This is a genomic window from Sphingomonas astragali (genome assembly GCF_051400615.1).
Lineage (GTDB): Bacteria > Pseudomonadota > Alphaproteobacteria > Sphingomonadales > Sphingomonadaceae > Sphingomonas.
Genome location: NZ_JBLFFH010000001.1, coordinates 1,019,368 through 1,039,104 on the forward strand (window position 1 = coordinate 1,019,368; position 19,737 = coordinate 1,039,104).

Here is a 19,737-nt window from a genome sequence, read left to right on the forward strand (position 1 = left end):
GATTTTACATCTAAATTGATGACCCGCGCCGTCGACGACGAGAGGTCGTTTCGCTGGCCGGCGGCAGGCCGAGTCGCAGGCGACCCGTTCCGTATTGGCCTGTGTTGCCGCGTCGCCTGCCGACGACAACCGGGGCGACTGGATCAGCAGATCGGGCACGAGATTGAAGGCGCCGAAGGCAAGAAGGTGGCCGTAGCCCCGGAAGAGCAGACGGTTGGTCGAGTTCGGATGCCGCAAGGCGACTCCCGATAGAATTCGACAGCCTCGTGCTCATGAGGATGTCCCGCCGCGTCGACGCGATCCCGCCTGGGCTAGACATCCGCATTGCCCGCATCGCTGCCCCGCAGGAACGGCAGGCTCCGCGTCGCCGCACCCGTGAGCGCGAGCAAGGCATTGGCGACTGCCGGCGCAATCGGCGGTACGCCGGGCTCGCCCATGCCGGTCGGCGGGTTGATCGAGGGCAGGATGTGCGTCTCCACCGCCGGCATCTCGTTCATGCGGAGGATCGGGTAGGTGTCGAAGTTGGTCTGCTCGACGATGCCGTCCTTCAGCGTCACCGCGCCGTAGAGCGCGGCGGACAGGCCGAACCCGATGCCGCCTTCCATCTGCGCCGCGACCTGGTCGGGCGAGATCGCGATCCCGCAGTCGACGACTGCGACCACGCGGCGGACCTTGGGGCGGCCTGCGTCCAATCGCACCTCCGCGATCTGGCCGACGATCGTCCCGAAGCAGTTGTGGATCGCCATGCCGCGCGCCCAACCCGTCTCGATCGACGTTCCCCATCCGGCCCTGCGGCAAAGCTCGTCCAGCACCCTGATTTGGCGAGTCGCGCCCGCCTTGCGGTAGAGGGCGCGCCGATAGTCTGCCGGATCGCGGCCTGTGCGCCGGGCGAGCTGGTCGACGATGTGCTCCATCGCCATCGCGGTGTGCGAATGGCCGACCGAGCGCCAGAAGGAGACGGTGACGGGAAGGTCCGGGCTGGTGATCCGGCAGTCGAGCGTCGACGCCGCCGCAAAATAGGGCGAGCCTGCCACGCCCTCGGCGTTCTGCGGATTGTTCCCGAACGGGAGCAGCCCTTGCGACACGATGTGGTGCCGCCAGTCGAACGGGAACCCGTCCGCCCCCAGCACCACAGCCGCGCGGTGATGCACCATCGGCCGGTAATTGCCCGCGGCCATCTCGTCCTCGCGGGTCCAGAGGAGCTTGACTGGGCGACCGCCGCTCCGCCTCGCGATGCGCACGCATTCGATCAGATAGTCGCGCGATACCGGCCCACGCCGGCCGAACGAGCCGCCGGCGGGCAGCACCTTGAGATTGACCTTCCCGGGGATCGTGCGCGCAGTGAGCGCCGCCTGTACCTGATCGAGCGTGGCGAGGTGGCTGCCCGACCAGATCGTGACGTCCCATCCCTCGACCCGGGCGACGCAGTCCAGCGTCTCCATGGGCGCATGCGCGAGATAGGGGAAGTCGATAGTCGTCTCGAAGACGTCGCCGGGTTGCGGCCGCTCCATGTCGCCCCGGCTCTCGAAAATATGGGCATCGGCCTCGACGCGACCGGCTGCGATGTCGCGATACCAGCGGACGAGTTCGGGGGAGGAACGCGTCTCTGCCTCGCCGTCGTCCCATTCGGTCCGCAGCGCCTCGCGGGCTTGCCGGGCCGCAAACGTGCTTTCGGCGAGGACTGCGACGCCGGTCTCGATCGCGAACACGTCGACAACGCCCCGGACCTTGCGCGCGTCGCGGTCGTCAAAGGCCTTGAGCTTGCTGCCGAAGCGCGGGCTGTGCGCCACCATCGCCACCAGCATGCCTGGCAGCTGGACATCCTGCGTATAGATCTGCCGGCCAGTGCTTTTGGGCAGGCTGTCCTTGCGGCGTACGCGATCGGTGCCGATCAGGCGATAGTCCTTCGGCTGCTTGAGCGTGGGCAGCGGCGATGGTCTCTGGCGGGCGGCATCGGCGAGCAGGTCGGAGAAGCTCAGCGAGCGGCCGGTTTGGGGATGTGAGACGATCCCGTCGCATACTTCGATGAAGCGGCGCGGAACGCTCCAACGCAGTGCGGCCGCATCGACGAACATCGCGCGCGCAACTGCGCCGGTCTGGCGCAGCCGGTCCCAATGGTTGGATACGCCCCTGGAACCCGCCGTCATTTGCGGGCCATAGGCGGCGAAATTCACCGGCGCATCGACCACGCGCACCCGGTCCCAGTCGGCATCCATCTCCTCGGCCACCATCGCCGCCAGCGCGGCGTGGATGCCCTGGCCCATTTCCTGCTGCGGATTGACGATTGATATCCAGCCATCGGGCGTGACGCGGATATAGGGGCCAAAGGCGCTTGGCTCGGCTTCTGGCCCGCCCGCCGTCAGTAGGGCGCCCGCAACCTCCATCGGATGCGTGGCCGCGTAGCCGACCACGAGTGCGCCGCCCACTAGGCCGCCGCCGAGGATCATCTTGCGGCGTGTCAGCTGAAGGCGGCGCTTGGGTGCGTCGGTCACGACCGTTCTCCTGCCCGACGGCTCAGGCGGGGCATTGCGCACCCGTGTCGAGCCAGGCTCCGATCAGCGCGCCGAACTCGGCCTGCGTGCCCGGTGCGCGCGCTCGGTCACCGCCGGGATGCCAGGCCCAGCCGACGAGTTCATCGTGGGCGATGTGATGCAGCAGCTCCGCGCGGCTCATATGCGAGCGCGCGGGGTCCAGCATCTGGCGGCAGATCTCGCCGAGCGTCTTGCCCTGCCAGGCCTGCTCGATCGGTGCGGTCCGCCACTTGGGATTGCCGGGCACGCCCGAGCGCTCGAAGTTCGCAGCATGATGACAGGTCGAGCAGCGCAGCGTCGGGTCGCCCTCGCCATTGGGTCCGCGCGTCACGGCGGGCATATGGGGGCGCATCGCGTCGGTCTGCGTCGGCCGGTCGGTGCGCGGGTGGCAGTTCAGGCAGCGCGGGTGCTGGATGACGCGCCCGGCTTCCTGAAACAATGCCACCGAGCGCGTCTGCGGGTCGGCGATCGTCGCGAATGCGGCCACCGGGCGGAGCCTCGCGATCTCATTGCGCGCGTTGTCGGTCGGCAGCGGCTGCGGCTGTGGCAGGGGTTGCGGTCGCAGCAGGATGGCCGCAGCAAAGATGATGGCCGCGACCAGCAGAGCCGCGACCGACAGGCAGCCCGGGCGAGGCAACCTGAGCTTCACGACCGCGACTTTCCGATGGCGGCGGCGGCGTCGTGAATGGCCGCGCGGATGCGAGCGTAGGTGGCGCAGCGGCACAGGTTCCCGCTCATCGCCACGTCGATGTCCGCGTCGGTCGGCAACGGCACGGCGCGCAGCAGGGCTATCGCGCTCATGATCTGTCCCGACTGGCAGAAGCCGCATTGCGGCACGCCGCGGGCGACCCATGCGGCCGTGACCGCTTCCGCCTCGGGGCCGGCCACTGCCTCGATGGTCTCGATCCGAGCGGATGCCGCGTCGGCCAGCGCCAGCGAGCAGGACCGCACCGGCTGCCCGTCCATATGGACCGTACAGGCGCCGCATTGCGCCTTGCCGCACCCGTATTTGGTGCCGGTCAGCCGGAGCGTGTCGCGCAGCACCCAGAGCAGCGGCATCTGCCCGTCCTCGTCGACCTGATGCACCTGGCCGTTGACCATGAGCGGGTAAGCCATCGTGTTCGCCTCTCAAGCTTGGCGGGCCTGGTAGGGAAACAGGCGCGAGCGCGGGCATTGAGTCTGGCCTGTCCGCCGAAATCCCGTCTGACCGCAGGACCGTTCGTCAGTTCGGCACGCTGCGGAACCTGATGGTCCGACCGAGCATGGGCGAGCCCATATACGCCCGCATCTCCAGCTTCCCGTTCACCGGGGTGAGCCGCGCCGAGACGGTCCGGCCGGAGGTGCCGTCGTAGAGCCGGCCGCCTTCCCAGCGCCGGTCCTTGGCATTCCATTTCAAGTTCTGGAGGATGGTGATCCCCTCCAGCGAGCGGCTCCTGAGCGCGGGATTGGGGTTGTTCACGTCGCGCTTGAAGGTCTTGCCATCGGCCTCGACCGCGCGCTGGCCCCAGAGCAACCGCCCGGCGTAGCCGCCGCCGGTCTCGACCATCTCGATCTTCATCTGTCCGTTCTCCGCTTGCCAGATGCCCGCGATCTCCGGTGGTGCGGCAGACTGGGCCAAGGCAACGGGGAGCATGACCGCTTGGGAAATGGGCACGGCAAGGAGCAGCGATGCTCTGATCGCACGAGACATGGTCATTCCTTTCGATCGATGGGGTGGGTCGCCGGCAGGTGTCACGCGGCCTCGGACCGGATCGGCTTCGCCAGGAGCAGCGGGGCAGGTTCCACCATGCCTTGCCCGAATCGCACGCGAGTGAGCGTCTCCGACACTTGCCACAGACGGGCGGCGACGGCCTGGTCCAGCGCTTGCGGGGGCACCTTCGCCGACGTCGGATAGCCACGCATCTCCGCAATGCCGTCCGGTCCATAATAGGCCCCGGGCTGCGCCTCCGGCGATGTCGCGGCGAACAGCGTCGGCAGCGCGCCTCGATCGGCGGGCTGGAAGAGAAAGGGCAAATAGGAGCGCACCAGCCCTTGGATGCTGCGGCGGCCGGGGCCGTTGTGCAGCAGGTCGGTGCGCGAGATGCCCGGATGCGCGGCGATACTGGTGATGCCCCAGCTCGTCGAGTCGCTCCGCCGCTGGAGCTCGAAGGCGAACATGAGGCAAGCGAGCTTCGACTGCGCGTAGACCGGCATGGGCCTGTAGCTTTGCACCGCGTTCAGATCGTCGAAGTCGATCGCGCCCTGCGGCGCCGCGACACTCGACAGGGAGATCACACGTGCATCCTTGGCCCGGCGCAGGAGCGGCAGGAGATGCGCGGTCAGCGCGAAGTGGCCGAGATAGTTGGTGCCGAACTGAAGCTCGAAACCGTCCGCCGTCACCTGCCGCTGCGGCGGGACCATCACGCCGGCATTGTTGACGAGCAGGTCGAGGCTATCCCGATCCTTCGTCAGTCGTTCCGCAAAGGCGGCGACCGAACCGAGATCCGCGAGATCGAGCCGCTCGAACCCGACCTTGCTCTGCGGCGCTTCTCTGCGGATACGGCTCACCGCATCGGCGCCCTTGCTAGGATTACGACCGGCAAGGATCACCTGGGCGCCGGCACGTGCAAGCGCGAGCGCATCCTCGAAGCCGAGGCCGCCCGTGCCGGTGACGACGGCAGTGCGACCGCTTTGGGAAGGAATGTCGGACGCTGTCCAGCGGGTCATCACATTCACCTTTCGAAGACGCCATTGCGGCGTCTTCGAAAGGGATACGCCGGGCAGGGCCGACGACCCATGCCGAAACCCGGAATTTTCTTGCCTGATTCTGCAAACTGCTGCGGATGCAGCAGTCGACCGCTTATCTCGTTCCGGCCGCAAGCAGCGCCTTGAAGTTCATCACGTCGCGCTTCGGCGCTACGCCGAACGACCTGGCATATTCGCGGCTGAACTGGGACGCGCTCTCATAGCCGACCTGGTAGGCGGCGTCCGACACATTTGCATTTTCGGATACCATCAGCCGTCGTGCCTCGAGCAGGCGCAGCTGCTTTTGGTATTGGACCGGCGTCATCGCGGTCATCGCCTTGAAGTGCTGGTGGAACGACGACGCGCTCATCCGCGCCACCTCGGCTAGCTGCTCGACTCGCAGCGTCTCGCTGAAATGGTCTCTCAGGTGATGGATGGCCCTTGCGACGCGCTCGGCTTGCGTTTCGGGAAGGGCGAGCTTTGCGACCTCGCTGCCATAGGGCCCCGTCAGGAGCCAATAGTATAGCTCTCGCATGGCCGCGGGAAACAGGACGGGAACCGCTTCGGGCATCTGCGCCATACGGGCAAGGCGGGTGATGCACTCGGCCAGCGTGTCATCGACCTGCCCGACGAAAACGCAGGGCCCGGAACCGGCGCTCGGGACGGGCGGCGTCGCAAGCTGCTGCAGCACCTCGCGCAGCATCGCCACGTCGAAGTCGATCATGATCCCGAGATAGGGGTTGGCCGGCGTCGCGCCCACCATGCGCCCGCTGGCCGGGATCTCGACGCTGACGACCAGGCATTCCATCTCCGCGTAATGGAGCGTCGTGTCGCCGAACAGGATCTCCTTGGCGCCCTTCAAGACGACGCAGAGCGATGGTCGGTACATGTTGTGGACGGGCAGGATATCCTGAAACGAGCGAACGATGTGGATGCCCGGCATCGGCGTCTGGAACCGCCCCTGGCCGCCCCCCTTTGCATCGATAAAGTCCGTAACCGCCGTCATGAGCGCTGGCGACGTTCGGCTCTTGGGGTGGAAGACCTCGGCGCCATCCCGTGCTTCGGCGCCTTCGCCTGTAGGAAAAGGCAAGATTTCCGCGGTATTCGGCATTCTGGTCATCGGATGATCCTTCTAGCTTGAGCGTGCCAGATCAAGCGAGGGGAACATGCTATGACGCATCCAGCGCCGTCGTCAACAAGAGGACTGCAAACATACTCTACTCAGAGGCAGGTTGTCATGACCAGCGACTTGCTTGGATGGAGAGTAGTTTCGGTCTATCCGAATATCGTTCTTCTCTCACCCCTGTATGATTTGGACGATTCGGTCGCAAAGATCGAGGGGAAGACTTCGAATGCGGCCAACATCAGTTGCACATCGCAATATTGTCATGAATCGGGAGTCGTTCTTACAATCGACGACGGATTCGTGACGCCCTCCTAGGACCGGCGCGCCGCATCCAGTCTTCCGAACGGAACGGGCTAATTCGGAGCGAGGCGCAGATCCCCCGCTGCTCCTTCGCTCCGAACCGGGGCGGCTGAAGGCCTCGTCCAGGCGGCCCCAAGAGCGCCGCGCGCGACCGGCTGTCCCTCCGGTCGATCACGGTAGCCGCACACTCCAAGCACAAGGACCAACTCGATGCGCTACCTGCTTCCCGTGACGATTGCCTGTGCCGCGTGCCTGCCGGATGCCGCCGCTGCGCAGGAGCTACCGTCGGACGGTTCCCCGCACGGCCAAGTGGCACTGGGGGCGGGCATCGCGCCCGAGTATGACGGGTCGGAGGATCTGCGCGTCATCCCCTTCGCGCTTGCCGACATCAGGTGGGGCGGAGTGACGTTCGAGGCCCGCGGCCTGCGCGGACGGGTCGACTTCGCGTCCGACCCTCGCTTGTCTATCGGTCCAGTGATCGGCGCCCGGCTCGATCGGAGCGACATCGATGGGCCGGTGGGGCTGCTGCCGGAGATCGACACCGCGGTCGAAGCGGGCGGTTACGTCGGCTATCGCCTCGGCGGCGACCAGCTCGGCCAAGGCGCGCTGCTGATGGAGCTTTCCGTCATCAACGATGTGTCCCGCACCCATAATGGGCTGCTCGCGACGGCGAGCGTCAGCTACACCGCGGTACGCCGGATCGACACGTTCCTCTCATTCGACCTCCAGACCACCTGGGCGGACGCAGACTATACCCGCACCTATTTCGGCGTCGCGCCGGAAGACGCCGCGCGCAGCGGCCTAGCCCCATATCGACCGGGATCGGGTTTCAGGGATATCGGCGCGGGCCTCAGCGCAGGCCATTACTTCGACCGGCATCTCGGTGTGATCGGCCGGCTCGGTGCCAACTACCTCGTCGGAGACGCCGCCGATAGCCCGGTCACGGATCAGGGTCGCCGCTGGCAACCGGTCGCCGGGCTGACGCTCTCCTATCGCTTCTGAGGAGCGGCCCATCAGTGCGGAATGGGTATCCATTTCCCTCTCCCAGTGGGAGGGTGACCTCGCTGGCCGCAGTCACCCTCACCCTCCCGCAGCTTCGCTGCTCCTTCCCTCACCCTCCCGCAGCTTCGCTGCTCCTTCCCTCTCCCGACGGGAGAGGAACAGTAGGGATGCCCTTGCCCGACTACCGCGCCCCGGCGTTGCGCAGCGCCGGCTCGACCTGCGACCAGGCGACCACCCCCTCGACCGGCTTGTCATTGAGGATGAAGGTCGGCGTGCCGGTCACCAGCCCGCTCGCGCCCGCGTCATTGGTGACCTTGGCCAGCGCGTCGATCGCCTTTTGGTCGGTGAGGCAAGCGCGCGCCTTGGCCTCGGGCACGCCGCGCTGCTTGACGAAGTCGATCAGTCCCATCTTCTCGGCCCAGGCGGTCGCGACCTGGCCCGGCGGCTTGCCCTGGAGACCGGCGGTGAACGCCTGGTCCTTGCTCGCTGCCTCGAGCGGTTCGAGATAGCTCAGCTGGTTCTGGTACATCTGCTCGAGGATGACGAAGAACGGCTCGGTGCCGACGCAGGTGCCGAGCAGGCTGGCGGCGAGGTCGGGCGGGCCGTGCACCAGGAATTCGCGGAACTCGTAGCTGACCTTGCCGGTCGAGACGTATTTCTGCTCGAGCGGCTGCATCCCCTCGCGTCCGAAGACGCCGCAGGTCGGGCAGGTGCGTGAGCCGTATTCGACCAGCTTGAGCGGCGCGTTGGGATTGCCCATGCGATAGCCCTGCTCGGTCTTCTCGACGACGTCGGTCCATTGCTTGCCCGCGGGTGGCGTCGCGCCGGCGACCGGCGGCGCCTCGGCGGTGCTGTTGGCGCCGGTCGATCCGCCGCCGCCGCATCCGGCGAGGGCGATCAGCGCGGCGAGGGCGAGGAGGTTACGCATCCCTTTTCTCCGGAAGTTATCGGGCGCCGGCGGCGCGGAGCTTGGGCTCCAGCGTCGCCCAGTCGAAAGTGTCGGGGGCGAGCGTGCCGTTGATCTCGAAACCCGGCGTGCCGCTGATCTTGGCGAAGGCGGCCTGGGTCATCTTGAGGATCGGGGCCAGCGTCGCCTCGCCCTTGAGGCAGGCGGTGAGCGCGGCCGGCGTCACCCCATGCCGCGCGCCGATCGCGGCGAGCCCGCTATTGTCGGCGAGGGCGCGAATCTGCGCGGCCTGGGGCATCGCCTTCACCTCGGCGAGATTGGCCTGAACATAGGCCTCGCCCTTCTTCATCCAATCGTCTTGCGCCGCGAAGATCGCGCTGCTCAAGCCGGCGAAGCGGCGCGGACCGCCGCAGCGTGCCACCATCCAGGCGGCGAGATCGAGCGGATCGCGCACGGCGCTGCGCGTCTCGATCCGGACGGTGCCGTCGCGCACCATGCGGTCGTGCAGCACCGGCTTCGATTCGGCGGCGAAGTGTGCGCAGTGCGGGCAGGTGAAGCTCAGATACTCGACCAGCGCCACCTTGGCCGCGGGATTGCCGACGGTGAAGCCGCCGGTCGCCGGCGCGGTGCCGACGTTGGTGCGCCAGTCGCGTGCCTGAGGCGCCGCGGCGGTGAGGAGCGCGCCGAACAGGAGCGCGAGGAGGATGCGCATCAGTTGATCTTGCCGATCTTGGGGATGGAGCCGGCGCCGACGCCGGCGGCGAGCCCTTCGAGCACCGCCTTGAGCTCGGGGTCGGCGATGGTGCGCAGGCTCTCGCCGAGCTCGACCGGCGCCGGCCGCACGGCGGGCGGGGCGATGCGGCGCGGCGGCTTGATCTCGCCCTGGCGGATGACGATGCGGCCGACCGCGGCATAGCCGAAGAAGCGGTTGACCCGCTCGACGATCTCCGGGCCGATGTGCTGCATCATCGTCGCGTGCGGGCCGGCGACGGTGAACGTCAGCGTGCCGTTGGCGCGCTCGCCATAAGGGAAGCGGATCGAATCGGGGGCGGAAACGCGGGCGTATTTATCGCCGACGATCTCGGCCCAGCGGCTGATCACCGAGGATTGGACGAAGCCGAAACGGCGGAAGGCGGCGCGGCCCACGTCGGGGAGCAGCTCGCTCACCTTGCGGACGCGATTCGCGCGCGGCGGTTCGGGGGCGTCGGGCTTCGGCATCGGCGCCACCCATGCCATAGGGCGCGGGTGTCCGCAAAGCCTTCCATCTCCGACATGCTGCTTGCCTGGTACGATGCCAACGCCCGCGTGCTCCCCTGGCGCACGCCGCCGGGGAGCAATGCCGCCGATCCCTATCGGGTATGGCTGTCGGAGGTGATGCTCCAGCAGACCACCGTCGCCGCGGTGACGCCGCGATTCGAGGCGTGGGTCGCCCGCTGGCCCGACTTCGCGGGCCTGGCGTCCGCGTCGGAGGAGGAGGTGATGAGCGCCTGGGCGGGGCTCGGCTATTACGCCCGCGCCCGCAACCTCGTCGCCTGCGCCCGCGCGGTGGCGGCACGGGGCGGCTTCCCGACGACCGAAGCCGAGCTGCGGCGGCTTCCGGGCATCGGTGACTATACCGCCGCCGCCGTCGCGGCGATCGCCTTCGGCCAGCGGGCGGTGGTGATCGACGCCAATGTCGCGCGCGTGGTCGCGCGGCTGTTCGCGCTCATGGACAAGGCGGACGTGCCGGCTCACGCCGACCGCATCACGCCGGACCTGCGCGCCGGCGATTTCGCCCAGGCGATGATGGATCTGGGCGCGACCATCTGCACGCCGCGCCGCCCGCGCTGCCTGCTGTGCCCGCTTCGCACCGAATGCGGCGGATTCGCGAGCGGCGCGCCCGAGGCGTTTCCGGCCAAGGCGGCGAAGAAGGCGCGGCCGACCCGCCACGGCACGATCTTCTGGCTGGAGCGGGATGGCCGCGTCCTGCTTGTGCGCCGTCCGCCGAAGGGATTGCTCGGCGGAATGCGCGCGCTGCCGAGCGGCGATTGGGCGGAGACACCGCCGGGTCTTGCCGGTGCTCCCGCCGCAGCGGGCTGGCGGGTGCTCGAAAACGAGGTCACGCACGTCTTCACCCATTTCCGGCTCGAATGCCGGCTTGCGGCCGCCTCGATCGCGGCGCAGGAAGTGCATGCGAAGGGCGAATGGTGGCCGATCACCGATCTTGCAGCGGCGGGTTTGCCGACCCTGTTCGCCCGCGCGGCGCAACTGTTCGGGAGAGAGCGATGGGGATGAAGTTGGCGGCGGCGGTCCTGCTGGCGGGCAGCGTGACGGCCTCCGGATGGGCTCAGCAGGCGCAGCCCGCGCCGCAGCCGGCTCCGGCGGCCCAGGCGCCGATCGGCCGCTATCCCGCGCTCAAGGCACTGGCCGACCGCTATGTCGCCGAGGACAAGACCAACGGCATCGTCGTCGCGGTCGGCGAGGGCAGCGCGCCGCCGACCTTCCTCGTCGCCGGCACCATCGCCGCCGAGCCGGGCGCCGAGCCTGCCGGCCCCGACAGCCTGTGGCGGGTCTATTCGATGACCAAGCCGATCACCGCGATGGCGGCGATGATGCTGATCGAGGACGGCAGGATGACGCTCGACCAGCCGATCAGCGACTTCATCCCCGCCTTCAAGGACATGAAGGTGCTGACCGATCCGGCGAACAGCCTCGCCACCCGGCCGGCAGCGAGACCGATCACGATCCGGCACCTGCTGACCCATACCGCCGGGCTCGGCTACACCATCGTCACCAAGGGACCGCTGCTCGAGGAATACAACCGGCTCGGCATCGTCCCGGCGGAGGTCAACGTCAGCACCGAGAACGGGCTGCGCAAGGTGCGCCCGGCGACGTTGCAGGCGTTCGCCAACCGCGTCGCCGGCCTGCCGCTGATCGCCGATCCCGGCACCGAATGGAGCTATTCGATCGCCCTCGACGTGATGGGGGCGGTGATCGAGAAAGCGAGCGGCATGACGTTCGACGCCTTCCTGCAGAAGCGGATCTTCGGTCCTCTGAAGATGAGATCGACCTTCTGGCAGGTGCCCGCCGCGGACGTCGGCCGGCTTGCCAGCAACTATGCCTGGGTCGGCGACAACCGCGTGCCGATCGATCCGGCGGCGACCTCGGTCTATCTTCAGAAGCCGAGCTTTCCCTACGGCGGCGCCGGCCTGGCGATGTCGGCCCGCGACTATGACCGGTTCCTGCAGATGCTGTTGAACGGGGGCGAGGTCGACGGCGTGCGCGTGATGAAGCCGGAGACGGTGCGGCTCGCCATGTCCAACCTGCTGCCGCCGGGCGTCACCTTCGAGGGGGTGGGCGACAACACGGGCGGCGACGCCAATCCCGAGCAAGGCTATGGCGCCGGCGGCTCGGTGTACCTGCGCGACGTGCCGGGCGGAGCGAGCAAGGGCACCTACGGCTGGGGCGGCGCGGCAGGGACGGTCGCCTGGGTCGATCCGGTGCGGAAGCTGCGCGGGACGGTGATGGTCAATTATTTCCCGTCCAACAAATGGCCGCTCCGCACCGATGTCGTGAAGGCGCTCTACGCCGATCGTCGGCCCTGACGGTTCTCGTCTCCCGTTCGCCCTGAGCTTGTCGAAGGGCGGTCCTTCCTTTCGCGCTCAAGAGAAAGACGGTGCTTCGACAGGCTCAGCACGAACGGGGGACGAGGTGATCCGTCCCGGCTTCACCGGCGGTTGGCTGGACCGCGCCGATCATGTCCGGGCGAACGCAGATGCGCTCGCCGCGGCGGCGGGGGATTGGCGCGCGCGCCTGCTCAAGCTCGATACGAGCTTCGATCCGGCGATCGGCGACGACGGCAAGCTCGTCTGGTCGAGCCTGACGGAGCGATCGGAGGACGGCGAGCTGCTGTTCCTGGGCCTCGATGCGGGCGGCCGCCCCCATTTCGCCGAGACGCGGCTTGGCGATCCACCGGCGGTGGACCGTTCGGCGGCGCTGTTCGGGATGCTGGCGATCATGCCCGACGAGGAAGCGGCGGTGTTCGCCGCCGCGCGGCATCTGGTCTCCTGGCACGCCCGGCACCGGCGCTGCTCCATCTGCGGCGCAGGGACCGGCCTGATCCGCGGCGGCTGGGCGCGCGTCTGTCCCGACTGCGGCGCCGAACATTATCCGCGCGTGGACCCCGTCGTCATCATGATCGCCGAGCATGATGGCCGTGCGCTGGTCGGCCGCGGGCCGAGCTGGCCGCCGCGGCGCTATTCGGCGCTGGCGGGGTTCGTCGAGCCCGGCGAGACGATCGAGGAAGCAGTCGCGCGCGAGATCCATGAGGAGGCCGGCGTGCGCGTCCGCGACGTCCGCTATGTCGCAAGCCAGCCCTGGCCGTTCCCCGGCTCGCTGATGATCGCCTGCATCGCGCTCGCCGACGATCCGGCGATCACGATCGATCCGAACGAACTCGAGGATGCGATGTGGGTCTCGCGCGACGAGGTCCGCGCAGCGCTGGCGGGAGAGGAAGACGCACCGTTCCTCTGCCCGCCGCGCTATGCGATCGCGCACACGCTGCTGACCGCCTGGCTCGGCGACTAGAGGCGGTCGGTTAGGTGGAATCGGGCTCCTGCCAAAGCAGGAGCCCTGGATCATCGGATGTCGCTGACCGCCTGGGCTCCTGCCTTCGCAGGAGCACTGGGATTCTCAATCGGACGCTACGGCCGCGGCCGCGCCTGGCGATAGGTCCCGAGCAGGCGCAGCCACTTGGAGTGGAAGCCGAGCTCCTCGAGCGCGCGGTCGACCGCCGGCTCGCCGGGGCGGCCGACGATGTCGGCGTAGAATTCGGTCGCGGCGAAGCTCGCGCCGCGCTGGTAGCTTTCGAGCTTCGTCATGTTGACGCCGTTGGTCGCGAAGCCGCCGAGCGCCTTGTAGAGCGCGGCGGGGACGTTCTTCACCTCGAAGATGAAGGTGGTCATGAACGGCCCGTCGCCCTCCAGCGGCCGCGAGCCGCGGGCGAGCGTCACGAAGCGGGTGACGTTGTGCTCCGCATCCGACACGTCCTCCTCGAGCACGTCGAGCCCGTAGAGGGTGCCCGAAGTCGGCGGCGCGAGCGCGGCGATCGTCGGGTCGCCCTTTTCCGCCACCATCGCCGCGGCGCCGGCGGTGTCGGGATAGGCGACCGGAGCGATGCCATGTGCGCGCAGCCAGTGGCGGCATTGCCCGAGCGCCTGGGGATGGCTCATCGCTTCCCGGATGCCCTCGCGTGGTCCCTTGGCGAGCAGCGCATGGCGGATCGGCAGGAAATGCTCGCCGACGATCACCAGCCCCGATTCCGGCAGCAGGAAATGGATGTCGGCGACGCGGCCGTGGAGCGAGTTCTCGATCGGGATGATCGCGCAGCCCGCCGTCCCGTTCTGCACCGCCTCGATCGCGTCGGAGAAGTCGAAGCAGGGCAGCGGCAGCCCCTCGGGAAAGGCCTCCGTCGCCGCGACATGGCTGTTGGCGCCGGGCGCGCCCTGGAAGGCGACCGCGCGCTCGGGGTCCCGCGCGGCGGCTTCGGCCATACGGGCGACGATCGGTCGGGCGGGGGCGGCGAAATTCTCCATGATGCCGGGCGCGTAGCCGCCGCATTTCATCGCGGCAAGCCAAGCTTGCGATGGCGAAATGTGCGCCCTAAAGGAGCACGACCTTTCCTAGTTCTTTCCATCGGCGGGCAAATGGACAATCGGACCAACACGATCGCGGGCTGGGTGCTGGCTGCATGCGTTACCGCGCTGGGGCTCTCGATCGTGAGCGGCATGGCATTCCACGGCGAGACGCCCGAGAAGATGGGCTATCCCATCGAGGGTGTCGAGGAGACCGGTGGAGCCGCCGCCGCGGACAAGCCGATCGCCGCCCGGCTCGCGACCGCCGATCCGGCCAAGGGGGCCGAGGTGTTCAAGAAGTGCGCGGCCTGCCACACGATCGACCAGGGCGGCGCGAACGGCGTCGGCCCCAATCTCTATGCGACGCTCGGCGAGGGGATCGCCGAGGGCAAGGGCGGCTTCGCCTTCTCCGACGCGCTCAAGAAGGTCGGCGGTACCTGGGACTTCGACAAGATGGACGCGTGGCTCAAGAGCCCGCGCAAGTTCGCCGACGGCACCAAGATGACCTTCGCCGGCCTCGGCAACGCCGAGGATCGCGCCAATGTGATCGCCTATCTGAACCAGCAGGGCTCGAACCTGCCGCTTCCCGCCGCTCCGGCCGAGGAAGCCGCGCCGGCTGCGGCCGATGCCGCGGCGAAAGCGGGCGAGGCGGGAGAGACCGCCAATGTCGCCAATGCCGCGACGCCGGCCGCGGGCGCGCCGACGGTGGACAAGGCGGCGGCGACCGAGGCCGAGGAGCAGGGTTCGCTTCCCAAGGCGAAGAACTGAGACGGACGTTTCAGTGCCCCTGCGGAGGCAGGAGCCATGGCCGCAAGCGTAAGGGCCGGTGATCCAGGGCTCCTGCTTTCGCAGGAGCACGGGGTTGGTTATCGGAGGCGGGGAAAAGCCCTCGGCCTACGGCACCACCATCCCGCCACGATCGCGATAGAAGGCGCGAACCACGTCCCAGCCTTCCTGGGCTGTCTCCACATAGGTGAACAGCGCTAGGTCGCGCGGGGAGATCACGCCTTCCTCGCAGAGCGCCGGGAAGTTCACCACCCGTTCCCAGAATTCGCGGCCGTAGAGCAGCACCGGGATCGGCGCGATCTTGCCGGTCTGGATCAGCGTCAAGAGCTCGAACAGCTCGTCGAAGGTGCCGAACCCGCCCGGGAAGGCGGCGAGCGCGCGCGCGTGGAGGAGGAAGTGCATCTTCCGCAGCGCGAAATAGTGGAACTGCAGGCTGAGGCGCGGCGTGACGTACTGGTTCGGCGCCTGCTCGTGGGGCAGCACGATGTTGAGCCCGATCGTCTCGGCGCCGACGTCGGCTGCGCCGCGATTGGCCGCCTCCATGATCGACGGCCCGCCGCCCGAGCACACCACGAAATGGCGCTTGCCGGCCTCGTCGACCGGGAAGCCGCTGGCGAGCCGCGCCAGCTCGCGGGCGACTTCGTAATAGCGCGACTTGGCGGCAAGGCTCTCGGCGATTCGCTTCGCATCCCCCTCGGGCGCGGCGGCGACCAGCGCCTCGGCCTTATCCGGCGCGGGGATGCGTGCCGATCCATAGAAGACGAAGGTCGAGGCGATATTGGCCGCGTCGAGCAGCAGCTGCGGCTTCAGCAGCTCGAGCTGGAAGCGGACGGGACGCAGATCCTCGCGCAGGAGGAAATCCATGTCCTGGAAGGCGAGGCGATAGGCCGGATGCTCGGTCTGGGGCGTGCTGACGCCCTTCCTGGCGGTCTCGGCATCCTGCTCGGCGCGCGGAAAGACGCGCGCGGGGACTTTCGTGTCGGTCATTTTTGCGGGCCTTAGAGCAAGGCGGGCGGCTTGGCTATCGGCAGAACGGCCGGCCGCCCATGTCGAAGTGCAGATGGTTGTAGTGGGCGGCATTGTAGTCGGGGCTCAGCACCGTCCTGAACCGCTTGCAGGCCGAGGCGCGGACGATCTGGAGGAAGTCGCGCACCGCCGGATCGGGATTGCGCCAGTCGTGCTCGATCGAGATGCGCCGCCCGTCGGCGAGCACGAAGGCGGAGACGTCGACGGCGTTGGCGTGCGCGTGTTCGGAGAGCTTGCCGGCGGTGGCCCCGCCGCCGCCGACGATGCCGCGGCACGAATAGGTACCGAACGTCTCGATCTTGACCACCGGGCTGCCGAGAATCTCGCGCCCCGCCGGCACCACCCCATAGCGCGCCCAGGCGACGAAGGTACGCGAGAGCGGGCAGGTCATCGCCTTGAGGTTGATGGTCGGCACGCCGAAGTCGATGAGCTGGACGGTGCCGATCAGCAGGCAGCCGCCGCCGAAGTCGCGGTCGGGCAGCGGCGAATAGCGGACGTTCGCGCGCGAGAGGTCCGCGAAGCATTGCCGCGTCTCGCGCGAAGGCTCCCTGTTGAGCGTGATCGGTGCGCTGTTGCGCGGGCGCTGGGCGGGCCGCTCGCCGCCGCAGGCGCTCAGCATGAGCGCCAGCACCAGCCCCGCCACGCCGGCGACGCGTCGCCGTTGACCCCGCCCAGACCCTCGCATGAGCGGAACTTTGCGGCATGGCGGACTCGGGCACAAGACCGAGGTGGCGCAGGAAGCGCCAAATGCGGCAGACCGCACGCCGCGCTTGACAGCACGCCCCGCATCGCTACGGCCGCCGGCGGGCCACGCGGTCCCAACGCCGCGCGTGCTCTCTGCAAGGAGAGTCTACATGACTGATACGCTCGTTCCCGGCGCCACAGCTGCGCCCGCCAAGCCCGCCACCAAGCCGGCGCGCCCTCATTTCTCCTCCGGTCCCTGTGCCAAGCCTCCGGGCTGGTCGCCCGAGAAGCTCGCCGTCGATGTGCTCGGCCGCTCGCACCGCTCGAAGCTCGGGAAGGCCCGGCTGCAATATGCCATCGACCTGATGCGCGCGCTGCTCCAGCTGCCCGACACGCATCGCATCGGCATCGTGCCGGGCTCCGACACCGGTGCGTTCGAGATGGCGATGTGGACGATGCTCGGCGCGCGCGGCGTCACCGCGCTGGCGTGGGAGAGCTTCGGCGAGGGCTGGGTGACCGACGCGGTCAAGCAGCTGAAGCTCGAGCCGACGGTGATCCGCGCCGACTATGGCCAGCTGCCCGATCTCGACAAGATCGACTGGTCGAACGACGTGCTGTTCACCTGGAACGGCACCACCAGCGGCGTGCGCGTGCCCGACGGCGAATGGATCCCGGCCGGCCGCGAAGGGCTGAGCTTCGCCGACGCGACCAGCGCGGTGTTCGCCTACGACCTGCCGTGGGACAAGATCGACGTCGCCACCTTCTCGTGGCAGAAGGTGCTGGGCGGCGAGGGCGGGCATGGCGTGCTGATCCTCGGGCCGCGCGCGGTCGAGCGGCTGCAGGAATATACGCCGGCCTGGCCGCTGCCGAAGGTATTCCGCCTCGTCTCAAAGGGCGCGCTCGCCGAGGGCGTCTTCAAGGGCGAGACGATCAACACCCCGTCGATGCTCGCGGTCGAAGATGCGATCTTCGCGCTCGAATGGGCGAAGTCGGCGGGTGGCCTCAAGGGCCTGGTCGCGCGCTCCGATGCCAACGCCGCCGCGCTCGACAAGATCGTCGCCGAGCGCGACTGGCTCGGTCATCTCGCCGCCGACCGCGGCATCCGTTCGAAGACCAGCGTGTGCCTGACGGTCGAGGGCGCCGACGAGGCATTCATCAAGAAGATGGCCGCGCTGCTCGAAACCGAAGGCGCGGCGTTCGACGTCGCCGGCTATCGCGACGCCCCGCCCGGTCTGCGCATCTGGTGCGGCGCGACGGTCGACACTGCCGATATCGAAGCGCTCGGTCCCTGGCTCGACTGGGCCTACGCGGCGGCCAAGGCGACCTGACACCCTGTGCTCCTGCGAAGGCAGGAGCGCTGGATCGCGCGACATCCTTTGAAACTCAGGGCTCCTGCCTTCGCAGGAGCACGGCTTCCGACAGGAATAGGCCCATGCCCAAAGTCCTCATCAGCGACAAGATGGACCCCACCGCCGCCGAGATCTTCCGCGCGCGCGGGATCGAGGTCGACGAGATCACCGGCAAGACGCCGGACGAATTGAAGGCGATCATCGGCCGGTACGACGGCCTCGCCATCCGCAGCGCGACCAAGGTGACCAAGGAGATCCTCGACGCCGCGACCAACCTCAAGGTGGTCGGCCGCGCCGGCATCGGCGTCGACAATGTCGACATCCCCTATGCCTCGGCCAAGGGCGTGGTGGTGATGAACACGCCGTTCGGCAACTCGATCACCACCGCCGAGCACGCGATCGCGCTGATGTTCGCGCTCGCCCGCCAGCTGCCGGAGGCCGACGCCTCCACCCAGGCCGGCAAGTGGGAGAAGAACCGCTTCATGGGCGTCGAGCTGACGTCGAAGGTGCTTGGCCTGATCGGCGCGGGCAACATCGGCTCGATCGTCGCCGACCGCGCGCAGGGCCTCAAGATGAAGGTGATCGCCTATGATCCCTTCCTCAGCCCCGAGCGCGCGATCGAGATCGGGGTCGAGAAGGTCGAGCTCGACGAGCTGCTCGCCCGCGCCGACTTCATCACGCTGCATACGCCGCTCACCGACCAGACGCGCAACATCCTCTCCCGCGAGAACCTCGCCAAGACCAAGAAGGGCGTGCGCATCATCAACTGCGCGCGCGGCGGGCTGATCGACGAGGCGGCACTCAAGGAGGGCCTGGACTCGGGCCATGTCGCCGGCGCCGCGCTCGACGTATTCGTGACCGAGCCGGCCAAGGAATCGCCGCTGTTCGGCACGCCCAACTTCGTCTCGACCCCGCATCTCGGCGCGTCGACCAGCGAGGCGCAGGTCAACGTCGCGATCCAGGTCGCCGAGCAGATGGCGGACTTCCTCACCACCGGCGGCGTCACCAACGCGCTCAACATGCCCAGCCTGTCGGCGGAGGAAGCGCCGCGGCTGAAGCCGTACATGGCGCTGGCCGAGGAGCTCGGCAGCCTGGTCGGCCAGCTCAGCCACGGCGCGATCCCGCGCATCTCGATCCATACCGAGGGAGCGGCCGCCGAGCTCAACCCGAAGCCGATCGTGAGTGCGGTGCTCGCCGGGTTCCTCCGCACGCAGACCGCGACGGTCAACATGGTCAATGCCCCCTATCTCGCGAAGGAGCGCGGGCTCGAGGTACGCGAGGTCCGGACCGAGAAGGAAGGCGACTACCACACGCTGCTGCGCGTGTCGGTGAAGACCGATGCCGGCGAGCGTTCGGTCGCCGGCACGCTGTTCGGCAACCGGGCGCCGCGCCTGGTCGAGCTGTTCGGCATCAAGGTCGAGGCCGATCTCGCCGGCTACATGCTCTATGTGGTGAACGAGGATGCGCCGGGCTTCATCGGCCGCCTGGGCTCGCTGCTCGGCGACAATGGGGTCAACATCGGCACCTTCCACCTAGGCCGCCGCGAGGCGGGCGGCGAGGCGGTGCTGCTGCTCTCGGTCGACGAGGCGGTTACGCCCGACCTCATCGCCAAGGTCCGTGCGCTGCCGGGCGTCAAGACCGCGATGGCGCTGGCGTTCTGAACCAGTACCTCTTAGCCCTCTCCCCTTCG

19 protein-coding genes are annotated in these 19,737 nt (G+C 68.4%); 7 read left to right on the forward strand and 12 right to left on the reverse strand.

Annotation, left to right across the window (positions count from 1 at the left end; translation table 11 throughout):
• Nucleotides 1-311 precede the first annotated feature (311 nt).
• From ACMGER_RS05165 to ACMGER_RS05190, 6 genes are all read right to left on the reverse strand, one after another.
• Entirely contained in the window at nt 312-2,492 is a 2,181-nt protein-coding gene (locus ACMGER_RS05165; protein WP_436811034.1) for a xanthine dehydrogenase family protein molybdopterin-binding subunit, read from the reverse strand.
• A gap of 22 nt (nt 2,493-2,514) precedes the next feature.
• A complete protein-coding gene (locus ACMGER_RS05170) occupies nt 2,515-3,180 on the reverse strand; it encodes an Isoquinoline 1-oxidoreductase subunit (RefSeq protein ID WP_436811035.1) in 666 nt (221 codons plus the stop codon).
• Nucleotides 3,177-3,647, reverse strand: a complete 471-nt coding sequence (locus ACMGER_RS05175) for a (2Fe-2S)-binding protein (protein ID WP_436811036.1) — start codon at nt 3,645-3,647, stop codon at nt 3,177-3,179. The genes ACMGER_RS05170 and ACMGER_RS05175 overlap by 4 nt, the downstream gene beginning before the upstream one ends.
• 106 nt (nt 3,648-3,753) lie before the next feature.
• Nucleotides 3,754-4,227, reverse strand: coding sequence for a DUF2147 domain-containing protein (locus tag ACMGER_RS05180; protein ID WP_436811037.1), 474 nt, complete (start codon nt 4,225-4,227; stop codon nt 3,754-3,756).
• Nucleotides 4,228-4,262: 35 nt separating this feature from the next.
• Entirely contained in the window at nt 4,263-5,390 is a 1,128-nt protein-coding gene (locus tag ACMGER_RS05185; RefSeq protein WP_436811038.1) for an SDR family oxidoreductase, read from the reverse strand.
• Nucleotides 5,371-6,375 (reverse strand): AraC family transcriptional regulator, encoded by a 1,005-nt coding sequence (locus ACMGER_RS05190; protein WP_436811039.1) that lies wholly within the window; start codon nt 6,373-6,375, stop codon nt 5,371-5,373. The genes ACMGER_RS05185 and ACMGER_RS05190 overlap by 20 nt, the downstream gene beginning before the upstream one ends.
• A 516-nt stretch (nt 6,376-6,891) precedes the next feature.
• Between ACMGER_RS05190 and ACMGER_RS05195 the strand changes: the two genes are divergently transcribed.
• A complete protein-coding gene (locus tag ACMGER_RS05195) occupies nt 6,892-7,683 on the forward strand; it encodes a MipA/OmpV family protein (RefSeq protein WP_436811040.1) in 792 nt (263 codons plus the stop codon).
• A 181-nt stretch (nt 7,684-7,864) separates the two neighbouring features.
• Here ACMGER_RS05195 and ACMGER_RS05200 read toward each other — a convergent pair whose 3' ends face one another.
• Genes ACMGER_RS05200 through ACMGER_RS05210 form a run of 3 tightly spaced genes read right to left on the reverse strand, consistent with a single transcriptional unit; the run spans nt 7,865 to nt 9,808 of the window.
• Nucleotides 7,865-8,611 carry a DsbA family protein gene (locus ACMGER_RS05200; RefSeq protein ID WP_436811041.1) on the reverse strand — a complete coding sequence of 249 codons (747 nt, stop codon included), beginning with the start codon at nt 8,609-8,611 and terminating at the stop codon, nt 7,865-7,867.
• A gap of 16 nt (nt 8,612-8,627) precedes the next feature.
• On the reverse strand, nt 8,628-9,302 hold the full coding sequence (locus tag ACMGER_RS05205; protein WP_436811042.1) for a DsbA family protein: 675 nt from the start codon (nt 9,300-9,302) through the stop codon (nt 8,628-8,630).
• Nucleotides 9,302-9,808, reverse strand: coding sequence for a DUF721 domain-containing protein (locus tag ACMGER_RS05210; protein WP_436811043.1), 507 nt, complete (start codon nt 9,806-9,808; stop codon nt 9,302-9,304). Before ACMGER_RS05210 ends, ACMGER_RS05205 begins: the two co-directional genes overlap by 1 nt.
• A 54-nt stretch (nt 9,809-9,862) precedes the next feature.
• Between ACMGER_RS05210 and ACMGER_RS05215 the strand changes: the two genes are divergently transcribed.
• The 3 genes from ACMGER_RS05215 (at nt 9,863) to nudC (ending at nt 13,156) form a co-directional block, all read left to right on the forward strand.
• Nucleotides 9,863-10,864: an A/G-specific adenine glycosylase gene (locus tag ACMGER_RS05215; RefSeq protein WP_436811676.1), complete on the forward strand. Its 1,002-nt coding sequence runs from the start codon at nt 9,863-9,865 to the stop codon at nt 10,862-10,864.
• On the forward strand, nt 10,855-12,174 hold the full coding sequence (locus ACMGER_RS05220; protein ID WP_436811044.1) for a serine hydrolase domain-containing protein: 1,320 nt from the start codon (nt 10,855-10,857) through the stop codon (nt 12,172-12,174). The genes ACMGER_RS05215 and ACMGER_RS05220 overlap by 10 nt, the downstream gene beginning before the upstream one ends.
• A gap of 106 nt (nt 12,175-12,280) precedes the next feature.
• Nucleotides 12,281-13,156, forward strand: a complete 876-nt coding sequence (gene nudC, locus ACMGER_RS05225) for an NAD(+) diphosphatase (RefSeq protein ID WP_436811045.1) — start codon at nt 12,281-12,283, stop codon at nt 13,154-13,156.
• 116 nt (nt 13,157-13,272) lie between these two features.
• Here the strand turns inward: nudC and ACMGER_RS05230 are convergent, their stop codons facing one another.
• Entirely contained in the window at nt 13,273-14,163 is an 891-nt protein-coding gene (locus tag ACMGER_RS05230) for a prephenate dehydratase (RefSeq protein WP_436811677.1), read from the reverse strand.
• Nucleotides 14,164-14,274: 111 nt separating this feature from the next.
• Between ACMGER_RS05230 and ACMGER_RS05235 the strand changes: the two genes are divergently transcribed.
• A complete protein-coding gene (locus ACMGER_RS05235) occupies nt 14,275-14,970 on the forward strand; it encodes a c-type cytochrome (protein ID WP_436811046.1) in 696 nt (231 codons plus the stop codon).
• A 126-nt stretch (nt 14,971-15,096) separates the two neighbouring features.
• Here the strand turns inward: ACMGER_RS05235 and ACMGER_RS05240 are convergent, their stop codons facing one another.
• Together ACMGER_RS05240 and ACMGER_RS05245 are read right to left on the reverse strand one after the other, a co-directional pair.
• The gene (locus ACMGER_RS05240; RefSeq protein WP_436811047.1) at nt 15,097-15,975 is read right to left on the reverse strand and encodes an LOG family protein; all 879 of its coding nucleotides are present in this window, start codon (nt 15,973-15,975) and stop codon (nt 15,097-15,099) included.
• A gap of 34 nt (nt 15,976-16,009) precedes the next feature.
• Nucleotides 16,010-16,699 (reverse strand): extensin family protein, encoded by a 690-nt coding sequence (locus tag ACMGER_RS05245; protein WP_436811048.1) that lies wholly within the window; start codon nt 16,697-16,699, stop codon nt 16,010-16,012.
• Between the two features lie 169 nt (nt 16,700-16,868).
• On the opposite strand from ACMGER_RS05245, the gene ACMGER_RS05250 reads away from it, so the two are divergent.
• Complete coding sequence (locus ACMGER_RS05250; protein ID WP_436811049.1) at nt 16,869-18,026, forward strand: phosphoserine transaminase; 1,158 nt, start codon at nt 16,869-16,871, stop codon at nt 18,024-18,026.
• 104 nt (nt 18,027-18,130) lie between these two features.
• On the forward strand, nt 18,131-19,708 hold the full coding sequence (gene serA / locus ACMGER_RS05255) for a phosphoglycerate dehydrogenase (RefSeq protein ID WP_436811050.1): 1,578 nt from the start codon (nt 18,131-18,133) through the stop codon (nt 19,706-19,708).
• Nucleotides 19,709-19,737 lie beyond the last annotated feature (29 nt).